This is a genomic window from Bacillus sp. LNXM12-1 (assembly GCF_003004375.1).
Classification (GTDB): Bacteria; Bacillota; Bacilli; order Bacillales; family Bacillaceae; genus Bacillus.
Genome location: NZ_PVWX01000004.1, coordinates 167,865 through 187,429 on the forward strand (window position 1 = coordinate 167,865; position 19,565 = coordinate 187,429).

General features: G+C 44.2%; 7 protein-coding genes and 1 riboswitch. All 7 genes read left to right on the forward strand.

What is annotated here, in order from left to right:
• The first annotated feature begins 354 nt into the window (after positions 1–354).
• The 7 genes from C6Y07_RS15625 (at position 355) to C6Y07_RS15655 (ending at position 19,559) form a co-directional block, all read left to right on the forward strand.
• Positions 355–2,424, forward strand: a complete 2,070-nt coding sequence (locus C6Y07_RS15625; RefSeq protein ID WP_106157012.1) for a hydantoinase/oxoprolinase family protein — start codon at positions 355–357, stop codon at positions 2,422–2,424.
• Positions 2,414–4,399, forward strand: a complete 1,986-nt coding sequence (locus C6Y07_RS15630; protein WP_106157014.1) for a hydantoinase B/oxoprolinase family protein — start codon at positions 2,414–2,416, stop codon at positions 4,397–4,399. Before C6Y07_RS15625 ends, C6Y07_RS15630 begins: the two co-directional genes overlap by 11 nt.
• On the forward strand, positions 4,396–5,481 hold the full coding sequence (locus C6Y07_RS15635; RefSeq protein ID WP_034664150.1) for an ABC transporter substrate-binding protein: 1,086 nt from the start codon (positions 4,396–4,398) through the stop codon (positions 5,479–5,481). The genes C6Y07_RS15630 and C6Y07_RS15635 overlap by 4 nt, the downstream gene beginning before the upstream one ends.
• Positions 5,482–5,489: 8 nt before the next feature.
• Positions 5,490–6,581 carry an ABC transporter ATP-binding protein gene (locus C6Y07_RS15640; protein WP_106061726.1) on the forward strand — a complete coding sequence of 364 codons (1,092 nt, stop codon included), beginning with the start codon at positions 5,490–5,492 and terminating at the stop codon, positions 6,579–6,581.
• Positions 6,581–7,450, forward strand: a complete 870-nt coding sequence (locus tag C6Y07_RS15645; RefSeq protein ID WP_060595513.1) for an ABC transporter permease — start codon at positions 6,581–6,583, stop codon at positions 7,448–7,450. The genes C6Y07_RS15640 and C6Y07_RS15645 overlap by 1 nt, the downstream gene beginning before the upstream one ends.
• Positions 7,443–8,246 carry an ABC transporter permease gene (locus tag C6Y07_RS15650; RefSeq protein ID WP_060595514.1) on the forward strand — a complete coding sequence of 268 codons (804 nt, stop codon included), beginning with the start codon at positions 7,443–7,445 and terminating at the stop codon, positions 8,244–8,246. The genes C6Y07_RS15645 and C6Y07_RS15650 overlap by 8 nt, the downstream gene beginning before the upstream one ends.
• 369 nt (positions 8,247–8,615) lie before the next feature.
• A riboswitch (cyclic di-GMP riboswitch) is annotated at positions 8,616–8,708 on the forward strand.
• A gap of 144 nt (positions 8,709–8,852) precedes the next feature.
• Positions 8,853–19,559: a non-ribosomal peptide synthetase gene (locus C6Y07_RS15655; RefSeq protein WP_189318384.1), complete on the forward strand. Its 10,707-nt coding sequence runs from the start codon at positions 8,853–8,855 to the stop codon at positions 19,557–19,559.
• Positions 19,560–19,565 lie beyond the last annotated feature (6 nt).

Sequence of the window (19,565 nt, forward strand, 5' to 3'; positions counted from 1 at the left end):
CTTTCTTGTTTGCGTATTTTGTAAACAGAAGTATAGCAGAATTACTTACCAATTTCTCCTGGTTTTGAAAAAACGCCTTTTAAAGTTCGAAAAACGGTTTTTATCCGTTTTCTTGCTTTTTATATTTGTAAAAATTCATAAAAATTTTAATTTTGCTGGTCAAAAAAAGATTATGCTTTATCAAAATGGCTTTATCATTGCTTTTTGGGCTAATTTCAAGAATTTAACACACAGAAATTTTAAAAAAATAAAATTGACTAGACCGATATGCTTTAATAATATGGAGTCAAATATCAAAAAATGTCGTAATTTATCAAAATATGATTCTATTTACATTGCAGGAGGGGAGTACAAATGGCGGATGTCTCTTATCGGCTTGGTATAGACATAGGAGGAACATTTACTGATTTATCGCTGATGAATGAAGCAACAGGGGCGCTGACTGAACTCAAAACACCCACAGTGACTGACGACCCAGCCCAGGGAATTATCAATGGGCTAAAACTTCTAAAAGACAGGGGTGTTGATTTATCTAAAATCCAATATCTCGTACACGGAATGACAATCGGTCTTAATACATTATTGCAGCGAAAAGGAGCAGACTTAGCCCTTTTTGTGACGGAAGGCTTTCAAGACATATTGTCACTACAACGTTTACGGTTACCCATTCCTTATGACTTCAATTCTCGTTTGCCGGAACCATTGATACCACGAAAGCATGTATACCCAATCTCTGAAAGGTTGATACACGATGGTACGATCAAAAAACCTCTCCATCTGCAGCAATTAGATCATGCTGTCCAGCAGGTCATGTCTAAAAGGCTAGCAGGTATTGTCATTTCTTTTTTACATAGTTATCAAAATCCAGTTCATGAATTACAGGCAAAAGCCTATATCAAACACCATTATCCGCAATTAGAAGTTCTTACTTCATCTGAATTATGGCCTCAAATAAGAGAATACGAGCGTACTGTGATGTCTGTTGTCAATTTGTACATTCAACCAAAGGTAAAACAGTATTTACAAACATTGAAAAGCCGTTTGAAGGAAGAAGGTGTACCAATTTCTCCATACATTACACAATCAAATGGTGGTTTAATGGATGCAGAAAGTGCAGCAACCTCACCTGTTAAAACACTTTTTTCTGGTCCAGCAGCTGGTGTCATTGGTGCGGCAAGAATCGCTGCCTCTGCAAACGAATCCAACCTGATCACTTTTGATGTAGGGGGGACGAGTGCAGATATCTCCATTATTCAAAAGGGGCAGCCTACAATGGCTCAGTCTAATCAGCTTTCAGGTTTTCCTATCATTCTTCCATCTGTTGCGATGTATTCAATAGGGGCAGGCGGAGGTTCTGTCGCGTGGATTGATCAGGGCGGGCTTCTCAAAGCAGGACCAGAATCAGTTGGCTCACAGCCGGGACCAGCTTCGTATGGTAAGGGAAAGAAAGCCGCCTTAACTGATGCGTTCCTCATATGCGGTTATCTCAATCAAGAGCGTTTTGCCGGAGGACATTTACAACTACAGCTGTCCGCGGCGGAAAAGGCCTTTCAGCCAATTGCTGACCAGCTCAACAAAACGGTAGAAGAAGCGGCTGACCAGCTGATTCAAGTAGCTGTCGCCAATATGTACACAGAATTAAGCAATGTCATGGAGCAGCAGGGGTTTGACCCAAGAGATTTTAGTTTACTAGCGTTTGGCGGAGCAGGACCGGTTGTGGCGAATTTCCTTGCGCGAGAAATCCATGCGAAAAACGTGGTCGTTCCTCCAGGTCCAGGAACATTATGTGCATTAGGTGCTCTGACCGCTGATTTTATTCATGATGCGGTGCTGTCGAAGAAAATATGCTTACAAGACTACTCGATAGATCAACTAAAACAAGATTATGAGATGCTTTCGCGAAAAGCGGCTGATTGGTTCAGTCAGCAGAACATTCAGCATATTAAACAGACATCCATTCTATTATTGGCAGACGCACGTTATCAAGGACAAGCCTTTGAGATTGAATTACCACTATCAGCTGAATGGCTGAAGCAAGAACAAGATATCCATCAACTCATTGAAGCCTTTCACAAACTGCATCAGCGTCAATATGGTCATAGAGATGATCAGGCGGACATCGAGTTTACTCATTTACGAGTTCGAGTCATAGGCGAGACGCCGCCGCTGCCTTTCACACCTGTTCATGAAAGCAGCGGACAATCTTTGAAGCCATATGAATACAGGCGAATCTTTATAGAAGAAAAAGAACATGAAGCAGCTATTTATTATAGAGATACTTTGTCAGTAGGTTCTGTCATCAATGGACCTGCCATTATTGAGCAGGATGATACGACAACATTGATTCTGCCAAATTGGACAGGCAGCATTGATCAATCAGGGAACTTGGTGATTTCAAGGGAGGCGGCTTTACATGAGAACTGATCCAGCAAAGCTTGAGATGATGCGCAGTTATTTTAATGCAATTGCGTCTGGCATGGGACATGTCATTGAGCGGACGTCTTTTACGACTTTCGTCAAAGAATCAGATGACTTTGCGACAGCGTTAGCCACGCCTTCTGGAGATTTCTTTGTTTATCCGAAGACAGTGGGTGTAACGATCTTTTTAGGGCTGAGTCTTAAAAAAGCGATTGAAGAGAGCGGGGCGATGCAGCCGGGAGATATTATCATCACAAATGACCCTTATACGACAGATGGTTTAGCGACTCACCTGCCGGATGTCCATATCATTAAGCCAATTTTCGTAGATGGTGAAATTGTCAGCTATGCTTGGTCTTTTGTTCATGTGAGTGATGTGGGCGGACTTGTGCCCTCGAGTATTTCACCGACAGCAACAGATGTCCATCAAGAAGGATTAAGAATCCCGCCAGTGAAAATTTATGAAGGCGGGAAAGAGAATCAGGTCGTTCGTACCTTTTTAAGAGCCAACAGCCGAGCCAGTCATTTAAATGATGGGGATATCAATGCGATGATTGCTGCAGTAAATACAGCAGAAATTCGGTTAAAAGAAATGATCGGCAAATTTGGAAAAAATGAAGTGAAACAAGGAATGATGGACCTGCTGAAGCAAGCTGAGATTCGTGCAGGAAAGGTCATTGAAGCCATTCCGGATGGAACGAGTGAATTCGCTGATTATTTAGATGATGATATGATCTCGGATGTGCCGATCCGATTGAAAATCAAGTTAACGGTGAAAGGAAAGCGGCTGACGCTGGATTTCTCTGAGTGTGACCCGCAAGTGAAAACAGCTTTTAACCTTGTCACTAATGGTCAGAAGCATTCCTTCCTATATCAAGGGTTGATTAATTACATTATTAGTAAAGATCCCTTTATACCGATTAATGGCGGAATAACATATCCGATTGAAGTGATTTCACCTAAAGGGACGCTGGTGCATCCAGAATACCCGGCCTCTGTTGGTATTCGGCATTCGATTACGATGAGGCTGTATAATGTCGTGCTAGGCGCCATTGGTAAGCTGTTACCTGAAGCAGTGCCGGCAGCAGGTGCAGGTCAATCTGCTATTGTTGTTCTCTCTGTTCCTGATGATCAAACAGGTGGCAGGAAAATGTCTGTTGTCGAACCATTAGGCGGAGGCGGCGGTGCTCAAAATGGAACGGATGGAGTAGATGGCATTGATCATTCATCTGGCTTTTTGAAAAATACACCCATTGAGAGTTTAGAACAGCATATTGATATTCATGTTCACCGATATGAGCTTTTGCCGAACACAGGCGGGGCAGGAGAAAACAGAGGTGGACATGCGATTGGTTTGGAATTTGAAATGATCAAGCCTGAATCTATGGTGACCGCACGAGGAATGGAACGAATGAAGTTTCAGCCTTGGGGGTTAATGGGCGGCCGAGCAGGAGCTGTTGGTGAGGTCAAGCTGATCACAGCAAAAGGTGAAAAACAAGACCAGCCAAAAATAGATGTTCTGCGTCTTGAAAAAGGCGATATTGTGCAATTAATATCACCAAGTGGAGGCGGCTGGGGAAATCCATTTGCTAGAAATAAAGAAAAAGTCCTTCAGGAAGTGGAAGCAGGTCTATTAAGTGAAGAAAGAGCGCTGCAGCAATATGGCGTTAAAGTGTATCTAGACCAAAATGAATGGAAGATTGATGAAAAGCAAACGAATAAGCTTCGTGAAAAGGTTGATCATCCTGCTGATATCATGTGGGATTTCGGAGAACACAGAGAAGCTTATGAGAAAGTATGGACGGATGAAGCCAGCAGCGAGCTTGCCGTGCAGCTGCGTTCTTACCCAGCTAATGAACGTACGCATTATAAACATGCAGTTCATCAACATTTCAGTCATAGAAATGAGCCGTTAACAAAGAAAGATATTATTCAAGCACTTCGTCATATGGATGGACAAAAAGGGGGAAATGAATCATGAAAAGAAGATTAATCACTATTTTTGCAGGTGTACTATCAATGATTCTACTGCTGACAGCTTGCGGTGGAAATGGACAGGATCAAGGTAAACAGCAGCAGACTGTGATCGTTGGCGTATACGGAGGCGATTGGGAAAAGAATATCAAACCAATCCTCGAAAAGTTTGAAAAAGATACGGGAATTAAAGTCCAAACCGTCTCTGGAGCGGATTCTGAATGGTTTACGAAATTAAAAGCGTCCAATGGAAAAAATCCACCGTATGACCTGCTTATTTTACAGCCTGATACGATTCAAAGAGGCATTGCAGCAAATGTCCTTGCGCCGATTGACGAAGAGCAAGCACCGAATGTCAAAAAACTTTACCGTTCTGTCCAAAAGAAGCTCACTATTGATGGGAAACAATATGCAGCAGGCTTTAGCATGGGGCAGCTAGGAATTGCTTATCGAAAAGATCTTGTGAAGCAGGAACCAAACAGCTGGACAGACCTATGGAGCAGTCAGCTAAAAGGGAAGGTGGCGATATCATCTCCGACTTATTCAGCCGGTTTGCAATTTTTCTCTGCGCTTGTCCATGCTCAAGGGGGGACAGAATCAAATCCTAAGGATATTGATAAAGCCTTTAAAAGCCTTTCACAATTAAAAGGACATGTAGCTGCTTTTCCAGATAATCCAGGGTCTATTCAAACCTTGTTAGAACGTGGTGACGTGGCAGCAGTTCCATATTGGGATGGACGAGTATTTGCACTTGAAGAAGAAGGAATGGATATTGGTTTCTCATATCCGAAAGAAGGCGCTGTTGCAGCTGTTGCGAGCTGGGCTTTAACGAAGGGAAGTCAGCATGAAGAAGCGGCTTACAAACTATTAAACTATTTAAGTGGAAAAGAAGCTCAGGAGGCTTTCTCGGAAAAATCTTATTATGGCATGTCGAATTCTGATGTGAAATACGGTGACAAGATTAAGGGGAAGGTCAAGGTTGGAGAGAATTATTATAGCAAGCTGACTTGGGTAGATTACGAAACAGCAACTTCAGAGCTTGGCAATTGGACAAATCGATGGAACGAAGTATTAGGCGGAGGAAAATAGGTGATCGCATGAGTGGAATCCATTTAGAACATATCAGCCAGCATTTCGGCGAGCAGATTGCTCTTAACGATGTCAGTCTTACGGTGAATGAGGGAGAGTTTTTCTCCCTTCTTGGCCCTAGCGGCTGCGGAAAATCAACGTTATTAAACATCATTGGCGGTTTTTTAGAGCCAACAAAAGGTGTCGTCTATATTGGTGATCAGGATGTGACGACTTTACCGCCTTATCAAAGAAAAACGGGTATGGTCTTTCAAAGCTATGCACTCTTTCCGCATCTGACCGTATTTGATAATGTGGCGTACGGGTTAAAGGTTCAAAAGAAAAAGAAGGCAGAAATCAAAGAGAAAGTAATGGAATGTTTGTCTCTTGTGCAATTAGAGGCGTTTGCGAAACGTATGCCGCATCAATTAAGTGGTGGACAGCAGCAGCGGGTAGCGATTGCAAGGGCGCTTGCGATTCAGCCGTCTGTTCTTCTTCTTGATGAACCGCTCAGTAACCTAGATGCAAAACTTAGAAAAAATATGCAGACAGAGCTTCGAAATATTCAAAGGAATGTCGGAATTACAACCATCCTCGTGACCCATGACCAAGAGGAAGCATTAAGCCTTTCTGATCGGATTGGGATTTTAGGTGAGGGAAGAATCCAGCAGATTGGGACGCCTTTAGAGGTGTATCGCCAGCCAAACAATCGATTTGTTGCTGAATTTATCGGACAGGTGAACCTATTTGAAGCAGTATATGATGAAGCTAAAGCTGCATTTATCGTTCCTCATTTAACCCAGTCAAACGGGCAGCATGTTGAGTTAAAGGCTGCGGCACACCAAGAGAAGAAGGGGAATCATTTACTCATGCTCCGTCCAGAAAGAATCAGCATATCTTCTGAGTGGGAAAACGTTCAGCCCAACCATGTATCAGGCGTGCTGGCAGATGTCAGTTATATTGGTCACTCATTACGTTTGGTGGTGGGGCTCGATAGCGGTGAAATGATTGTCCATGCTTCTGATGCAGCATTTCCTGAACTGCCGAAAGCTGGAGAAGCTATTCATATCAATTGGCAGCCTGAAGATATTGTTTTCCTAGATTCGAAGGTGCACACGTGATGCGTATCAAGAAAAAAAATCAGCGATTTCATTGGTTCATGCTGCTGCCTGCGTGTTTGTTTCTTGTTGTATTTCTTCTAGCGCCGCTTGTGATGATGTTCGTCCTCAGTTTTCGCGATGTGGATTCAATGATGAATACATTACAAACGTACAGCTTTTCTCAATATATTCATGTGTTCACGACAGATGCGTATGTGAAGGCGATTGGAAGTACAGTGTGGGTAGCCTTGCAGACAACGGTAATTTGTTTATTGATGGCATACCCCGCAGCATACGTGCTCGTCAAGGCACCTCATCCGCGTCTGCGGGCATTTTTCTATATCTTACTTGTCTCGCCGCTTTTGACAAGTGTTGTGATTCGGACGTTTGCATGGATTGTCCTTCTTTCGCAAAATGGTCTGATCAATGGCATGTTATTAGATTTACATGTGATTGAGAAGCCGCTCTCTATGCTGTGGAATATGAATGCGGTGATTATTGCTTATGTTCAGGTCATGCTGCCTTTTGCAGTGCTGCCTATCGCGACGAGCTTAACCGATATGGATCGTCATTTACGACCGGCTTCTATGAGTCTAGGAGCTGGACGTATTCGAACCTTCTTTCATGTGACCTTTCCACTGACCATTCCAGGTATGGTGACTGGAGCTATTATTGTCTTTTCACTGGCGGCTGGGAGCTATATCACCCCGCTGTTAGTCGGCGGAAGGATGCAGCCTCTGCTGCCGCTGTCTATTTATCAGCAGGTCATGCAGGTGTATAACTTGCCTCTTGCTGCAGCGATGTCCTTTACGTTATTGGTTTGTGTGCTTGTGGTGGTCAGTTTATTAAGCTATCTATTGAAGCGTTGGGAGGCGAGGATGCATGCGTAAAAAATCATTAGGTGACCGCTTGCTTTCAATCCTGATTTGGACTGCTGGGTCATTGGTTTATCTCTTTTTAACCATACCTGTTCTTGTCATCGTCTTATCTGCTTTTAGTCCAAATGCCTTTCCTGAATTTCCGCCGACTTCGTTCTCCGTTCGTTGGTTTCAAGAGGTCGTGTCGAATCCAGAATGGATGGAGTCTCTGCGTATCAGTGTGATTTTGCTATTCATCGTAACGCCGCTCACGGTTCTTTTAGGCACGATGGCTTCGTATGCTTTAGCAAGGCTTACCTTTAAGGGAAAGGAGGCCATCCAAGCCTTCATTTTGTCACCACTTATGATTCCTCAGGTAGTGTTGGGGATTGCCATGCTTTATTTGTTTACGGCTATGGGGTTTACGGGATCTTTGTGGGCGCTTGTCATAGGTCACGTCATTATTGGCTTTCCCTATGTGGTTCGAACAGTAGGCGTCAGTGTCTCGAATTTGGACCCGCAGCTTGAGCTAGCTTCAATGAATCTTGGCGCAGGACCCATTCGCACATTCTTTCGAGTGACGCTGCCTTTGATTAAGCCAGGAATTATTGCAGGCGGAGTGTTTTCAGCTGTGACGTCATTTGGGGAAATATCGATCAGTTTGTTCGTTTCCTCTCCCCAAACCATTACGATTCCCATCAGGACGTTTAATTACATTGAGCAAACCTTTGATCCGAGTGTCAATGCGATATCTGTCATATTTATTATCATTTCTATCATTGCGTTGCTCATCATTGAGAAAACGATTGGCCTGTCTAAGGTGATGTAAATATAATGAAGAAACAAGGGAGCTGTCATTTGAAATGGCAGCTCTTTTTGTGTTGTTTTTACGGTAAATATTTTCAATTTTTCAGGGAATATAGTTCTTAAGATTTAAGAAATTTTGGAGAATGAAAGGAGACCTCTATCCTGCATTTTCGGTCATATTTGCAAATTTTAAGGGGAAACATGAAATTTTTGCGGTATTTAGTCGATTATTTTCGGTTGAACGCAACTATTATTAGTTATTTTCGGTAAATATCGTAAATTATCATGTGATTCATTCGGTATAACGCATGAATCTTTACACCCATTTTTCGGTGAAAAAAACAATAATTTCATATAAAGTGGACGTAAATAGAAAATATTTAAAAAGAAAAGAAGAAAAAGGCAAATCTATGGAAACGTAGAGACGCAAAGCCATGTCCTAAGGTGAAAGTTGCTTTTTTACTATGGTCGGCAGGTTACCGAATCAAAATGGGAGTCCCTCCGTTTTATTCGGGGTGGGCTTCTTTCCGTATTTCGTCTATTTAATCAAATAGACTTGGTTCTTTTGATATAGAGGGTGCAGGGTGTCACATTGGTGGAGAAAACATAGAAGAGGCGGAGGATAAGAATGAATACAGTTTATTACCCCTTAACACATGCGCAAAAGCGAGTATTCTACACGGAAAGATTTTATCCAGGTACAAGTATTTCTAATTTGGGTGGATTCGCCAGATTGAGATCGGTATCAGGTTTAGATCCATCTTTAGTCGTTGACGTGCTTCAAGCGTACATTCGCCAAACTGACTCCCTTCGTTTGAGGCTGGTGTATCGACATGAGCAGGAGGAGCCTGTTCAATATATGAAGCCTTATGAAGAACAGCCGATTCGCATGGAGAAGGGCTGGAGTGAAGAAGAAGTGAGGGCTTGGGCGAATGAGCAAATCCGTGAGCCAATGCCGTTAATTGACAGCCCCTTGATTGAATTTACGGTCTTTCAAATCAGTGATCAAGAGTGCTGGCTGTTCTGTAAAGCACATCATATTGTGGCGGATGGTATCTCGATTATCTTGATGGGAAATCGCATTATCGACTTATACCAGAACATGCTGCACGGGGTAGACATCTCACCGGTTGAGGAGATTTCCTTCGTTGATCACATCATGAGTGAGCAAAGCTATGAAACTTCTAAACGATTTCAAAAAGACCAAGCCTTTTGGAATGAGCAATTTGCCAATATTCCAGATTTCGCTTCTTTAAAACCGCATAAGGGATACGAGATGAGTTTACATGCGCAGCGATTTTCGGGGGATATTCCAGATTCTTTGAAGGAGAAACTTCGTGCTTTTTGTGAAGAGCAGAAAGTCAGTATGCTCTCGATGTTTATGTCCACTGTTTATGTATATTTACATCGTTTTAGCGGCATGGAGGATGTTGTTCTTGGAACCTTTATGGGCAACCGAACGAATGCCAAAGAAAAAAAGATGATTGGTATGTTTGTTTCCACGATTCCAATGCGTGCATCTGTTCATGGGTCGCAAACATTTCTTGATTTCGTAAAACAGGTCATGGCGGATCAAATGAAGATCTTGCGTCACCAAAAGTACCCTTACAATCTCCTCATGAATGATTTGCGAGAAAGAGAAGGGTTTACAGGGCGCCTTTTTGATATTTCTTTAGAATACCAGGTCATGCAGTGGCAGAAAAAAGAGAATCTGTCTTTTATTACTGAACCGATTTTTAGCGGGAGCGGAATGAATGATATTTCAATCCATGTAAAGGACCGCTGGGATACAGATACATTGACCATTGATTTGGACTACCGTACAGATGTATTCACCGAAGAAGAAATCAGTAATATGTTTGATCGATTTTTGATCATACTAGAGGCGGCGGTCTCTCAGCCTGATCAGCTGATCGGGACACTTCCTTTACTTCCATCAGATGAACAAAAGGAACTGCTGCAACTATCTGAGAGAATCCCGTTTGAAAAACCAGCTGAAAAACCGGTTCACCACATGTTTGATGAGACAGCAAATAAGTATGCAGAGCGGACAGCCATTGTAGCGGAAAATGGAGCATTTACTTATGGAGAGCTGTATCAAAAGGCAGAAAAGCTGGCGCGGTTTTTACAAATGAAAGGTGTCTCGCGTGATGTGCCTGTTGCTGTCCTAATGGATCGGAAGGCAGATGCTATGGTGGCGATCTTCGGCATATTAAAGGCTGGCGGGGCGTATGTACCGATTGATCCGGCATTACCTGAGGAGCGCATTCAATATATTGTGGAGGATTCTGGTGCTTCCATTGTGTTAACAGAGGAATCGTTCGTTTCAACATACCGTGCCCTCTCGGAAAAAATGGTCGTTCAGCAGCAAATCGAATTAGATGATGGTCTGCTGCCTGCGCTTGTAAATCAGTCGGCACCTGAGGATTTGGCTTACATGATTTATACATCAGGTACGACTGGAAAGCCGAAAGGCGTCATGATTGAGCATCTTCAGCTGCATCATTTGGTCCATGCCTTGCATCATGAGATTTATCAAGGGGCGAGTGAGCTTCAAATGGCGCTTCTTGCACCATTCCATTTTGATGCATCGGTGAAACAAATCTTTGCTGCTCTTTTATTTGGGCATACGCTTCATATCATCCCGCGAGAAACGACGAGAAATGGTGTTCAATTAGCGGCTTATTATAAAAAACATCAAATTGAAGCAGCAGACGGAACACCGGCGCATGTGCAGCTTTTACTTGCAGCGGATTTGGACGGGCTGTCATTGACACACATGTTGATTGGGGGAGAAGCATTGCCTGCGAAAGCAGCACACTCTCTTATCGAAGCGCTTCGTATGAGTGAGCCTGATTTTACTTTGTGGAATGTGTATGGTCCCACTGAGACGTGTGTCGATGCGGCGGTTCATCGTCTGGAACTAAGTGAGCTGCGCGAATCATCTGAACAGCAGCGTTATGTGTCGATCGGAAAACCACTCGGTCATCACCGTCTTTATATTTTAAATGACCATGATCAATTACAGGTGCAGGGGGCTATTGGAGAGCTATGCATTGCAGGGATAGGTGTTGGACGAGGCTATGTGAATCAGCCTGAATTAACGGAGAAGGTATTCACGACAGATCCGTTTTCTCCACACGAGCGGATGTATCGAACGGGGGATCTAGTCAGATGGCTTCCGGATGGCACCATTGATTATCTTGGCAGAATGGATGATCAAGTAAAAATAAGGGGTTACCGCATAGAAACAGGCGAAATTGAAGCAGTGATGGAGCAGGTAGATGGAGTCGATCAAGCTGTCGTACTTGTGGTTGATGAAGCGGATGGGGAAAAGGCGTTAAGTGCTTACTATCAAGCTCGTCAAGAAGGTGTGTCAGTTGACATGCTGCAAGCCGCTATCAAACATCAGCTTCCAGCTTACATGATGCCGCTCTATTTCAAAGAGCTCGATGCATTTCCACTCACAGTCAGCGGTAAAGTCGATCGTCGTGCACTTGCTGCTTTAAAAGGCGACAAAGCAGTTCATGCTGTATATGTTGCACCTAGAAACGATCTCGAAACGAAGCTTGTGCGTTTGTGGGAAGAAATCCTTGGTCAAGAGAAGATGGGTGTATATGATTCTTTCTTCGAGCGAGGTGGTCATTCACTTAAAGCGATGACAGTACTCACACATGTTCAGCGAGACTTTCAGGTGGAAGTGCCGCTCTCCATTTTATTTGAACAGCAGACCATTGCTGCTTTGGCTGCCTACATTGAGCAAGCGGAAACATCTTCTGAAACGGTGATACCAAAAGCGCCGGCAGCAGACCACTATCCATTGTCACCTCCACAGCAGCGCGTTTATATGGTGAGTCAATTGGAGCAAAGCACCGCATACCATATGCCGGCTGTTGTGAGGTTAAAAGGAACATTGCAGCGAGAGAAGCTGACTGAAGCCTTTGAAAGACTCATCACACGTCATGATATGCTGCGTACTTCTTTTCATACGTTGAAAGGTGTTCCATGTCAGCAGGTAGCTCCATCAGTGCCATTTCAAATAGAGCAGCTGACAGGCGGCACGATGGAAGAAAATATGCAGCAATTTGTCAGACCTTTTGACCTTGAGTGTGCACCACTTCTTCGTATTGGCTTGAAGTCATTACATGATCAGGAGCACCTGCTCTTTTTCGATATGCATCATCTCATCTCAGATGGTCTTTCGATTGATTTAATGCTGGGTGAGCTGTCAGATGCTTACGAGGGATCGGTCAAAGCACCATTGAAGCTTCAATATCAAGATTATGCTGTTTGGCAAGAACAGCAAGATTTTCAAAAAGAAGAGGCATTCTGGCTGCAGGAATTTTCGGGTGATCTTCCTGCTTTACAGCTGATGACCGATTATCAACGCCCAGCGGTCCAGTCTTTCACAGGGGATCGTGTGATCAAAGAAATAGATGAAACGTTAAAGGAACAATTGCAGGAGCTTGCGGCAAAACACCACACGACACTGTATACGGTTCTGCTTTCTGCTTACTATACATTGCTTGCGAAGTACACGGGTCAACAGGAATTCGTGGTTGGAACACCGGCGGCAGGGCGTGTGCATGCAGACCTGGATGACATGATCGGCATGTTTGTCCAGACACTTGCTTTGCGGTCAGAGGTTGATCCGAATGGAACCGTGTCGCAGTTGATCGAGCAAGTTAAGGAAAAAACGATGCATGCATTTGAGCATCAGCAATATCCATTTGAACGGCTGCTTGAAAAGCTGAATGTACCAAGAGATTTTAGCCGTCATCCTTTATTCGATACCGTTTTTACACTCATGCCAGATCATGGAGCAGCCCAGCATATTGGAGAGATGCAAGTTGAAATTGAAGAAACCAATTTCCATATTGCAAAGTTTGATTTAACGCTGCAAGCGATGGAGTCAGATCAAGGTTTATCCTTTGTCCTCGATTACAGTACGGCGCTATTTAAACGAAGTACAGCCGAGCAAATGCTACATCATTATATGTATTTGCTGGAGCAGATGGTCCAATCGCCGGAGGAAGCGATTCGATCCTATCGATTACTGTCTGAACAGGAAGCGGAAGCTCAACTGAATCTGTGGAATCCGTTACCGACGCCTTATCCGGCAGAAGAAACCATTGTGACGCAGTTTGAAGCACAGGTGCAGGAGCATGGTCATAAGTCTGCACTCCAATGTGAAGGTGTGATTCTTTCTTACCAAGAACTGAATGACCGAGTGAACCAGCTGGCTCATTATTTGCGTGAACATGGGTTTGAAAGAGGGATGAAAGCGGCCTTATTCTTTGAGCGATCTAATGAAATGGTACTCTCTGTTCTAGCTGTACTTAAGGCGGGCGGCGTCTATGTACCAATTGATCCTGATTTCCCTGATGAGCGCGTGAAGCACTTTTTGACAGACAGCGGTGCGCGATTCTTATTGACACATCAAGTGCTGCGCCATCGCTCGGTACTCGCTTCTTTCGAGGGAACCATCATCGAAACAGAAGATCAGGCAATTGACCAGCAATCAGACAGCCCTATAGATGTTGGTATTTTACCAGAGGACTTGGCGAATTTGACCTATACATCTGGTACAACAGGAAAACCTAAAGGAAATATGGTGACACACCGGAATATTTTGAGAACGGTGAAGCAATCAAATTATCTTACCATTCATCATGAAGACACGGTGATGAGTCTATCAAACTATGTATTTGATGCTTTTATGTTCGATGTGTTTGGTGCTTTATTAAACGGTGCGAAACTGATTGTTCTGCCAAAGGATCATATCTTAAACATGAATGAGCTTTCTGGAGCGATTGAGAAGGAAGAAGTCAGTATTTTAATGATCACGACAGCTCTTTTTCACTTACTCATCGATATGAAAAAAGACAGCCTGAAGAACGTCAGAAAAGTTCTGTTTGGCGGAGAGCGAGCTTCCGTGCCTCATGTCATGACTGCACTTGAAACGGTGGGGGAAGGCAAGCTTGTTCATATGTACGGTCCTTCTGAAAGCACGATTTTCACTACGTATTATCCAGTGAATCACATTGAGAAGCAGGCGTTATCCATTCCAATTGGAAAGCCAGTGAGTCAAACGGCTGTTTACATTGTAGATGAATTTGGACATGTGCAGCCGCCGGGTGTTGCGGGAGAGCTATGTGTCGCTGGTGATGGACTGGTGAAAGGATATTATGGGCAGCCAGAACTCACAAGCGAAAAATTTGTGGAAAATCCTTTCCGCCCTGGTGAGGTCATGTATAAAACGGGTGATCTTGCACGATGGCTGTCAAATGGAGAGATTGAATTCATTGGACGGATTGATCATCAAGTGAAGATTCGAGGTCAGCGTATTGAACTTGGAGAAATTGAGCATCAGCTGCTGCGACATCCGCAATTGAAGGAAGCCATCGTCATTGCAGCTCCAAATGATACATTATGTGCGTATTTCACAGCAGAAGGGTCTGTCTCATTAACTGATTTGCGCGAGCAAGCAGGGCGTGAACTGCCTGTGTATATGATGCCGTCGTTCTTCATGCAATTAGACGAGCTTCCGCTGACGAATAACGGCAAGGTAGATAGGCGCGCCTTACCGGTGCCTGACCTAAGTGAGCAGGGGGTAAATGAGTACATCCCTCCTCAAACCGAAACAGAGCATCACGTAGCGCGCATTTGGGAGGAAGTTCTTGAAGTGCCGAGAATCGGCAGGGACGATCATTTCTTTGAATGCGGTGGCCATTCGCTGCGCGGCATGAAAATGCTGAACAGGCTGTATGAAGAGATGCACGTGGAGCTCACTTTGAAGTCTTTATTTGAATCTCCAACATTAGAGGCGTTTGCATTTGCGGTTGATCAAGCGGATCAAACGGAGATCAAGCGGGTGGAGGTTGCAGAAGAAGCGGCCTATTATCCAGTGACATCTGCTCAGAAAAGGCTGTTTGTATTGGAGAAAATGACCGATGCGGAGCAAAGCTATCATATGCCGGCTGCTTTAAAGCTAGAAGGTGTTTTTGATGAAAAACGATTTAAAAAAGCGATTGAGCAGCTTGTCCATCGTCATGAAGCATTTAGAACGAGCTTTGACTTTGTTCAGAATGAACCTGTTCAACGGATTGAATCAAATATTTCCTTAGACATTGAGGAAATCGAAGGGAACGGAAGAGACATACAGGAATTGATGAATGACTTTATCCGTCCATTTGATATAGAAAAGGCGCCTCTACTCAGAGTAGGTCTAGTTTCTGCTTCCGTAAATGTTCATTATTTGCTGATTGATATGCACCATATCATTTCAGATGGTGCATCTGTGGGCATTTTAATTGAGGAGCTTTCAGCCTTGTATCGAGGGGACAAACTAGAGGAATTACCTGTTCAATATAAGGATTATGCGGTTTGGTCAAAAAGCGAGACGTTTGCTGCACAAATAGAAGCTGAAGAGGCGTTTTGGCTGGAGCAATTACAAGGAGAACTGCCTGTACTGGCACTGCCGGAAGACCTGCCAAGACCAAAAGTGCAAACATTCGCAGGAGAGCGCGTCTCATTTACAATCAATGGGCCGCTTAAAGCGAAATTGGATGAGCTGGTCAGAGCGCTCAACAGTACGACGTATACAGTCCTACTCACTTGCTACAGTACCCTTTTAAGCAAGCTATCAAGACAAGAAGATATCATCATCGGTTCACCGATTGTGGGCAGAACTCACCCTGATATTCAATCTGTCATTGGTATGTTTGTGAACACGCTGGCACTTAGAACAAAGCCAGCAGGACATCTGACAGCTGCAGAATTTGCGTCAAATGTTCATCAACTTGTGTTAGAGGCAAATGAGCATCAGTTGTACCCATTTGAAGAATTGGTAGACCAAGTACAAACGGTTCGAGACACTAGCCGTCACCCAATCTTTGATGTAGTGTTCTCGATGGAAAATGCGGATATCCGTGATTTAACGATGGATGGACTTCACATCGTTCCAGAGCCATTTGAAGAAAATATCGCCAAATTTGATTTGACCTTAACTGGAAACGAATCGGCTGATCACATTGAGCTTGTGTTCGATTTTAATACTTCTATCTTTCAACAGTCTTCGATTGAAAAGTGGAAGGAGTTTTTCCTTCATTTATTGGAACAAATGGTATCAGCGCCAGATCAATCGCTAGATCAAATGCAGCTATTATCACCGAAGCAGCAGCAAAAACTGCTCAGTGAATGGTCAGGTCCTGTCCTAGACGTTCCGTCAGATCAAACCATTCATAAACTGATCGAGGCTAAAGCATTTGAAGCACCGCACCAAAAAGCGGCAACCTTCTGCGGAACAAGCTGGACGTATGAAGAACTGAACAGTCGGGCGAATACAGTCGCTTCAAGGCTCATCTCAAACGGCATAAAACGAGAAGACCGCATCGGCATTCTCACCCGTCCGTCCCTTGATATGACGGCAGCTGTCCTTGGCGTCTTGAAGGCAGGTGCGGCATTCGTTCCAATCGATGCGGATTATCCGGATCAGCGCATTACCTACATGCTGGAAGACTGCGGGGCAGAGGTTCTTTTGATGCAAAAAGGATTGACTGCACCATCTTCATTCACAGGTCATGTCCTATTGATAGAGGATGCCGTAAAAGGTGAAGCGCAAGAAATTCAGATTCATATGAAACCGACTGATCTCGCCTATATGATTTACACGTCTGGAACAACAGGACAGCCGAAGGGTGTCATGGTCGAGCACCAGTCCCTTGTAAACCTAGCGTTTTGGCACAATGATGCCTTCCAAGTGACCAATGCAGATCGAACCGCCAAATATGCCGGCTTTGGCTTTGATGCCTCCATTTGGGAAATGTTCCCGTCATGGATCGCCGGCGCAGAGCTGCACATCATCGATGAAGCGATTCGTCTCGATATGATCAAGCTCAATGCGTATTTCAATCAAGAAGGTATCACCATTGCGTTCCTGCCGACCCAGTTATGCGAGCAGTTTATGTCAATGGACAATCATTCTCTGCGTTACTTACTAACAGGCGGAGATAAGCTGAAACAGATAAAGCCTGTTCCATATAAACTCGTGAATAACTACGGTCCGACGGAAAATACAGTCGTGGCGACAAGCGGGATTATCAATCCAGATCAAGGAACGCTTCCAATCGGAACAGCGATTGCCAATACACGTTTTTACATTATGGGTTCGTTATATGACCTCTCGCCGCCAGGCGTACCGGGTGAGCTTGTGATCGCAGGAAAAGGACTGGCTAGGGGGTACTGGAATCTTCCGGAGGAAACAGATAAACGATTTGTCCCAGATCCATTTTATCCAGGTGAGCGCATGTATCGCACAGGCGACTTAGTGAAATGGACAGAGGATGGCGAGCTGATCTATCTCGGCAGAAAAGACCATCAGGTCAATATCCGAGGCTTCCGTATTGAACTGTCAGAAGTTGAGGCGCAGCTCCTTGCGCTGGCGGAAGTCAAAGAAGCAGTCGTGACAACGGTCAAAGATGCCAGCGAACAAGATTCGCTTGTGGCATATGTCATCACCGATGAAGAAACGACCGACCTGAAAGAAAGTCTAAAACGAACGTTGCCAGACTATATGGTGCCATCATCCATCATCAAGCTTAACCAACTGCCGATGACGGCAAATGGCAAAGTCGATCTGAAAGCATTGCCAACACCAGATATGGAAGCCAACCAAACGGCTTACGAAGCGCCAAGAGACGAAGTCGAAACGCTTCTATGCGGCATTTGGGAAGACGTACTTGGCGTGAGCCAAGTCGGCATTCACGATCACTTCTTCTTCCTTGGCGGAGATTCGATTAAAGGCATTCAAATGGCAAGCAGACTCACACAAGCGGGCTGGAAGCTCGATATGAAACTACTATTCCAGTACCCAACGATTGCAGAGCTGCGCCCATATATCGAAGAAGCTGATCAACTGACAGCCGACCAGTCACCTGTCGAAGGGGAAGTCATTTTCACACCGATTCAGCGCTGGTTCTTTGAGCGAAACTTTACGAGTCAGCACCATTGGAACCAATCGGTTATGCTCCAAGCGCCAAATGGTTTGGATGAAACCATCGCTCAGCAAGTGTTGGAGCAGCTTATGATCCATCACGATGCCTTGCGAATGGTGTATCCGCTTGAAGAAGGACGCGTGATCCAGCGTCATCGAAAAATCGAAGAAAACTTGGTGGCTGTTGATGTAATGGAAGTACGAGGGGAACTGTCGGAGCAAATCCTGCAGGTAGAAAAGCTGGCAAATGAAGTGCAGGCGAGTATATCGCTAGCAGAAGGACCTTTAGTAAAGCCAGCTATTTTCCGAACGGATCAAGGGGATCATTTACTGCTCGCTGTACATCATCTTGTCATCGATGGTGTGTCATGGCGTATTTTCCTTGAAGATTTTATGGCTCTTTATGAACAGTCGAAGCGCGGGGAAATCCTGACACTTCCTGAAAAAACACACTCTTTCCAAGAATATGCCCAGAAGCTGACGGAATACGCGATGTCAGATGAGTTGCTGTCGGAAAGAGCCTATTGGAAAAAGGTACTTGCGCATTCCGTTACACCGATTCAAAAGGATTATGTGACAGAAGATCAGCGGATGCTTCATACACAGACCATTCGTTTTACATTGTCTGAGGAGGAAACACGCAGTCTGCTGACAGATGTACATGAAGCATATCAAACAGACATCAATGATATTTTGCTGACAGCACTTGGATTGTCCATGAAAGAGTGGACAGGTGAAGACAGACACTTTATTCATCTTGAAGGACACGGGAGAGAGAACATCCTCCCTGCAATCAATGTATCACGGACGATTGGCTGGTTTACAAGTATGTATCCTGTGTTACTGGATATGTCGCATGCAGACGATCTTTCTTATCAGATCAAGCATTTAAAAGAGGAACTCAGGCACATTCCGAACAAGGGAATCGGCTATGGCATATTAAAATATTTAACCCCTGACAAGATGAAGGACGATATCTCATTTGATCTCGCGCCAGATATCAGCTTTAACTATCTTGGTCAGTTTGATGAACAGATCAGCGGTGAGTTAAGCCGCTCAACGTGGCATCCAGGACAATCGCTGAGTCCTGAATCAGAGAAACCTCATGCACTTGATATTGTGGGATTCGTCGAACAAGCCATGTTCCATGTGACGATTTCTTATCATCAACTTGAATTTGAAGAACGTACGATGGAACAATTCAAGGATCTTCTTGAAAAGAATGTGAGGGCGCTGATTTCACATTGCGTATCACAGGAGGAAACCCAGATGACACCTAGTGATGTAGGGGATGAAGATCTCACGATGGATGAACTTGAAAAGCTAATGGATATATTTTAAGCAAAC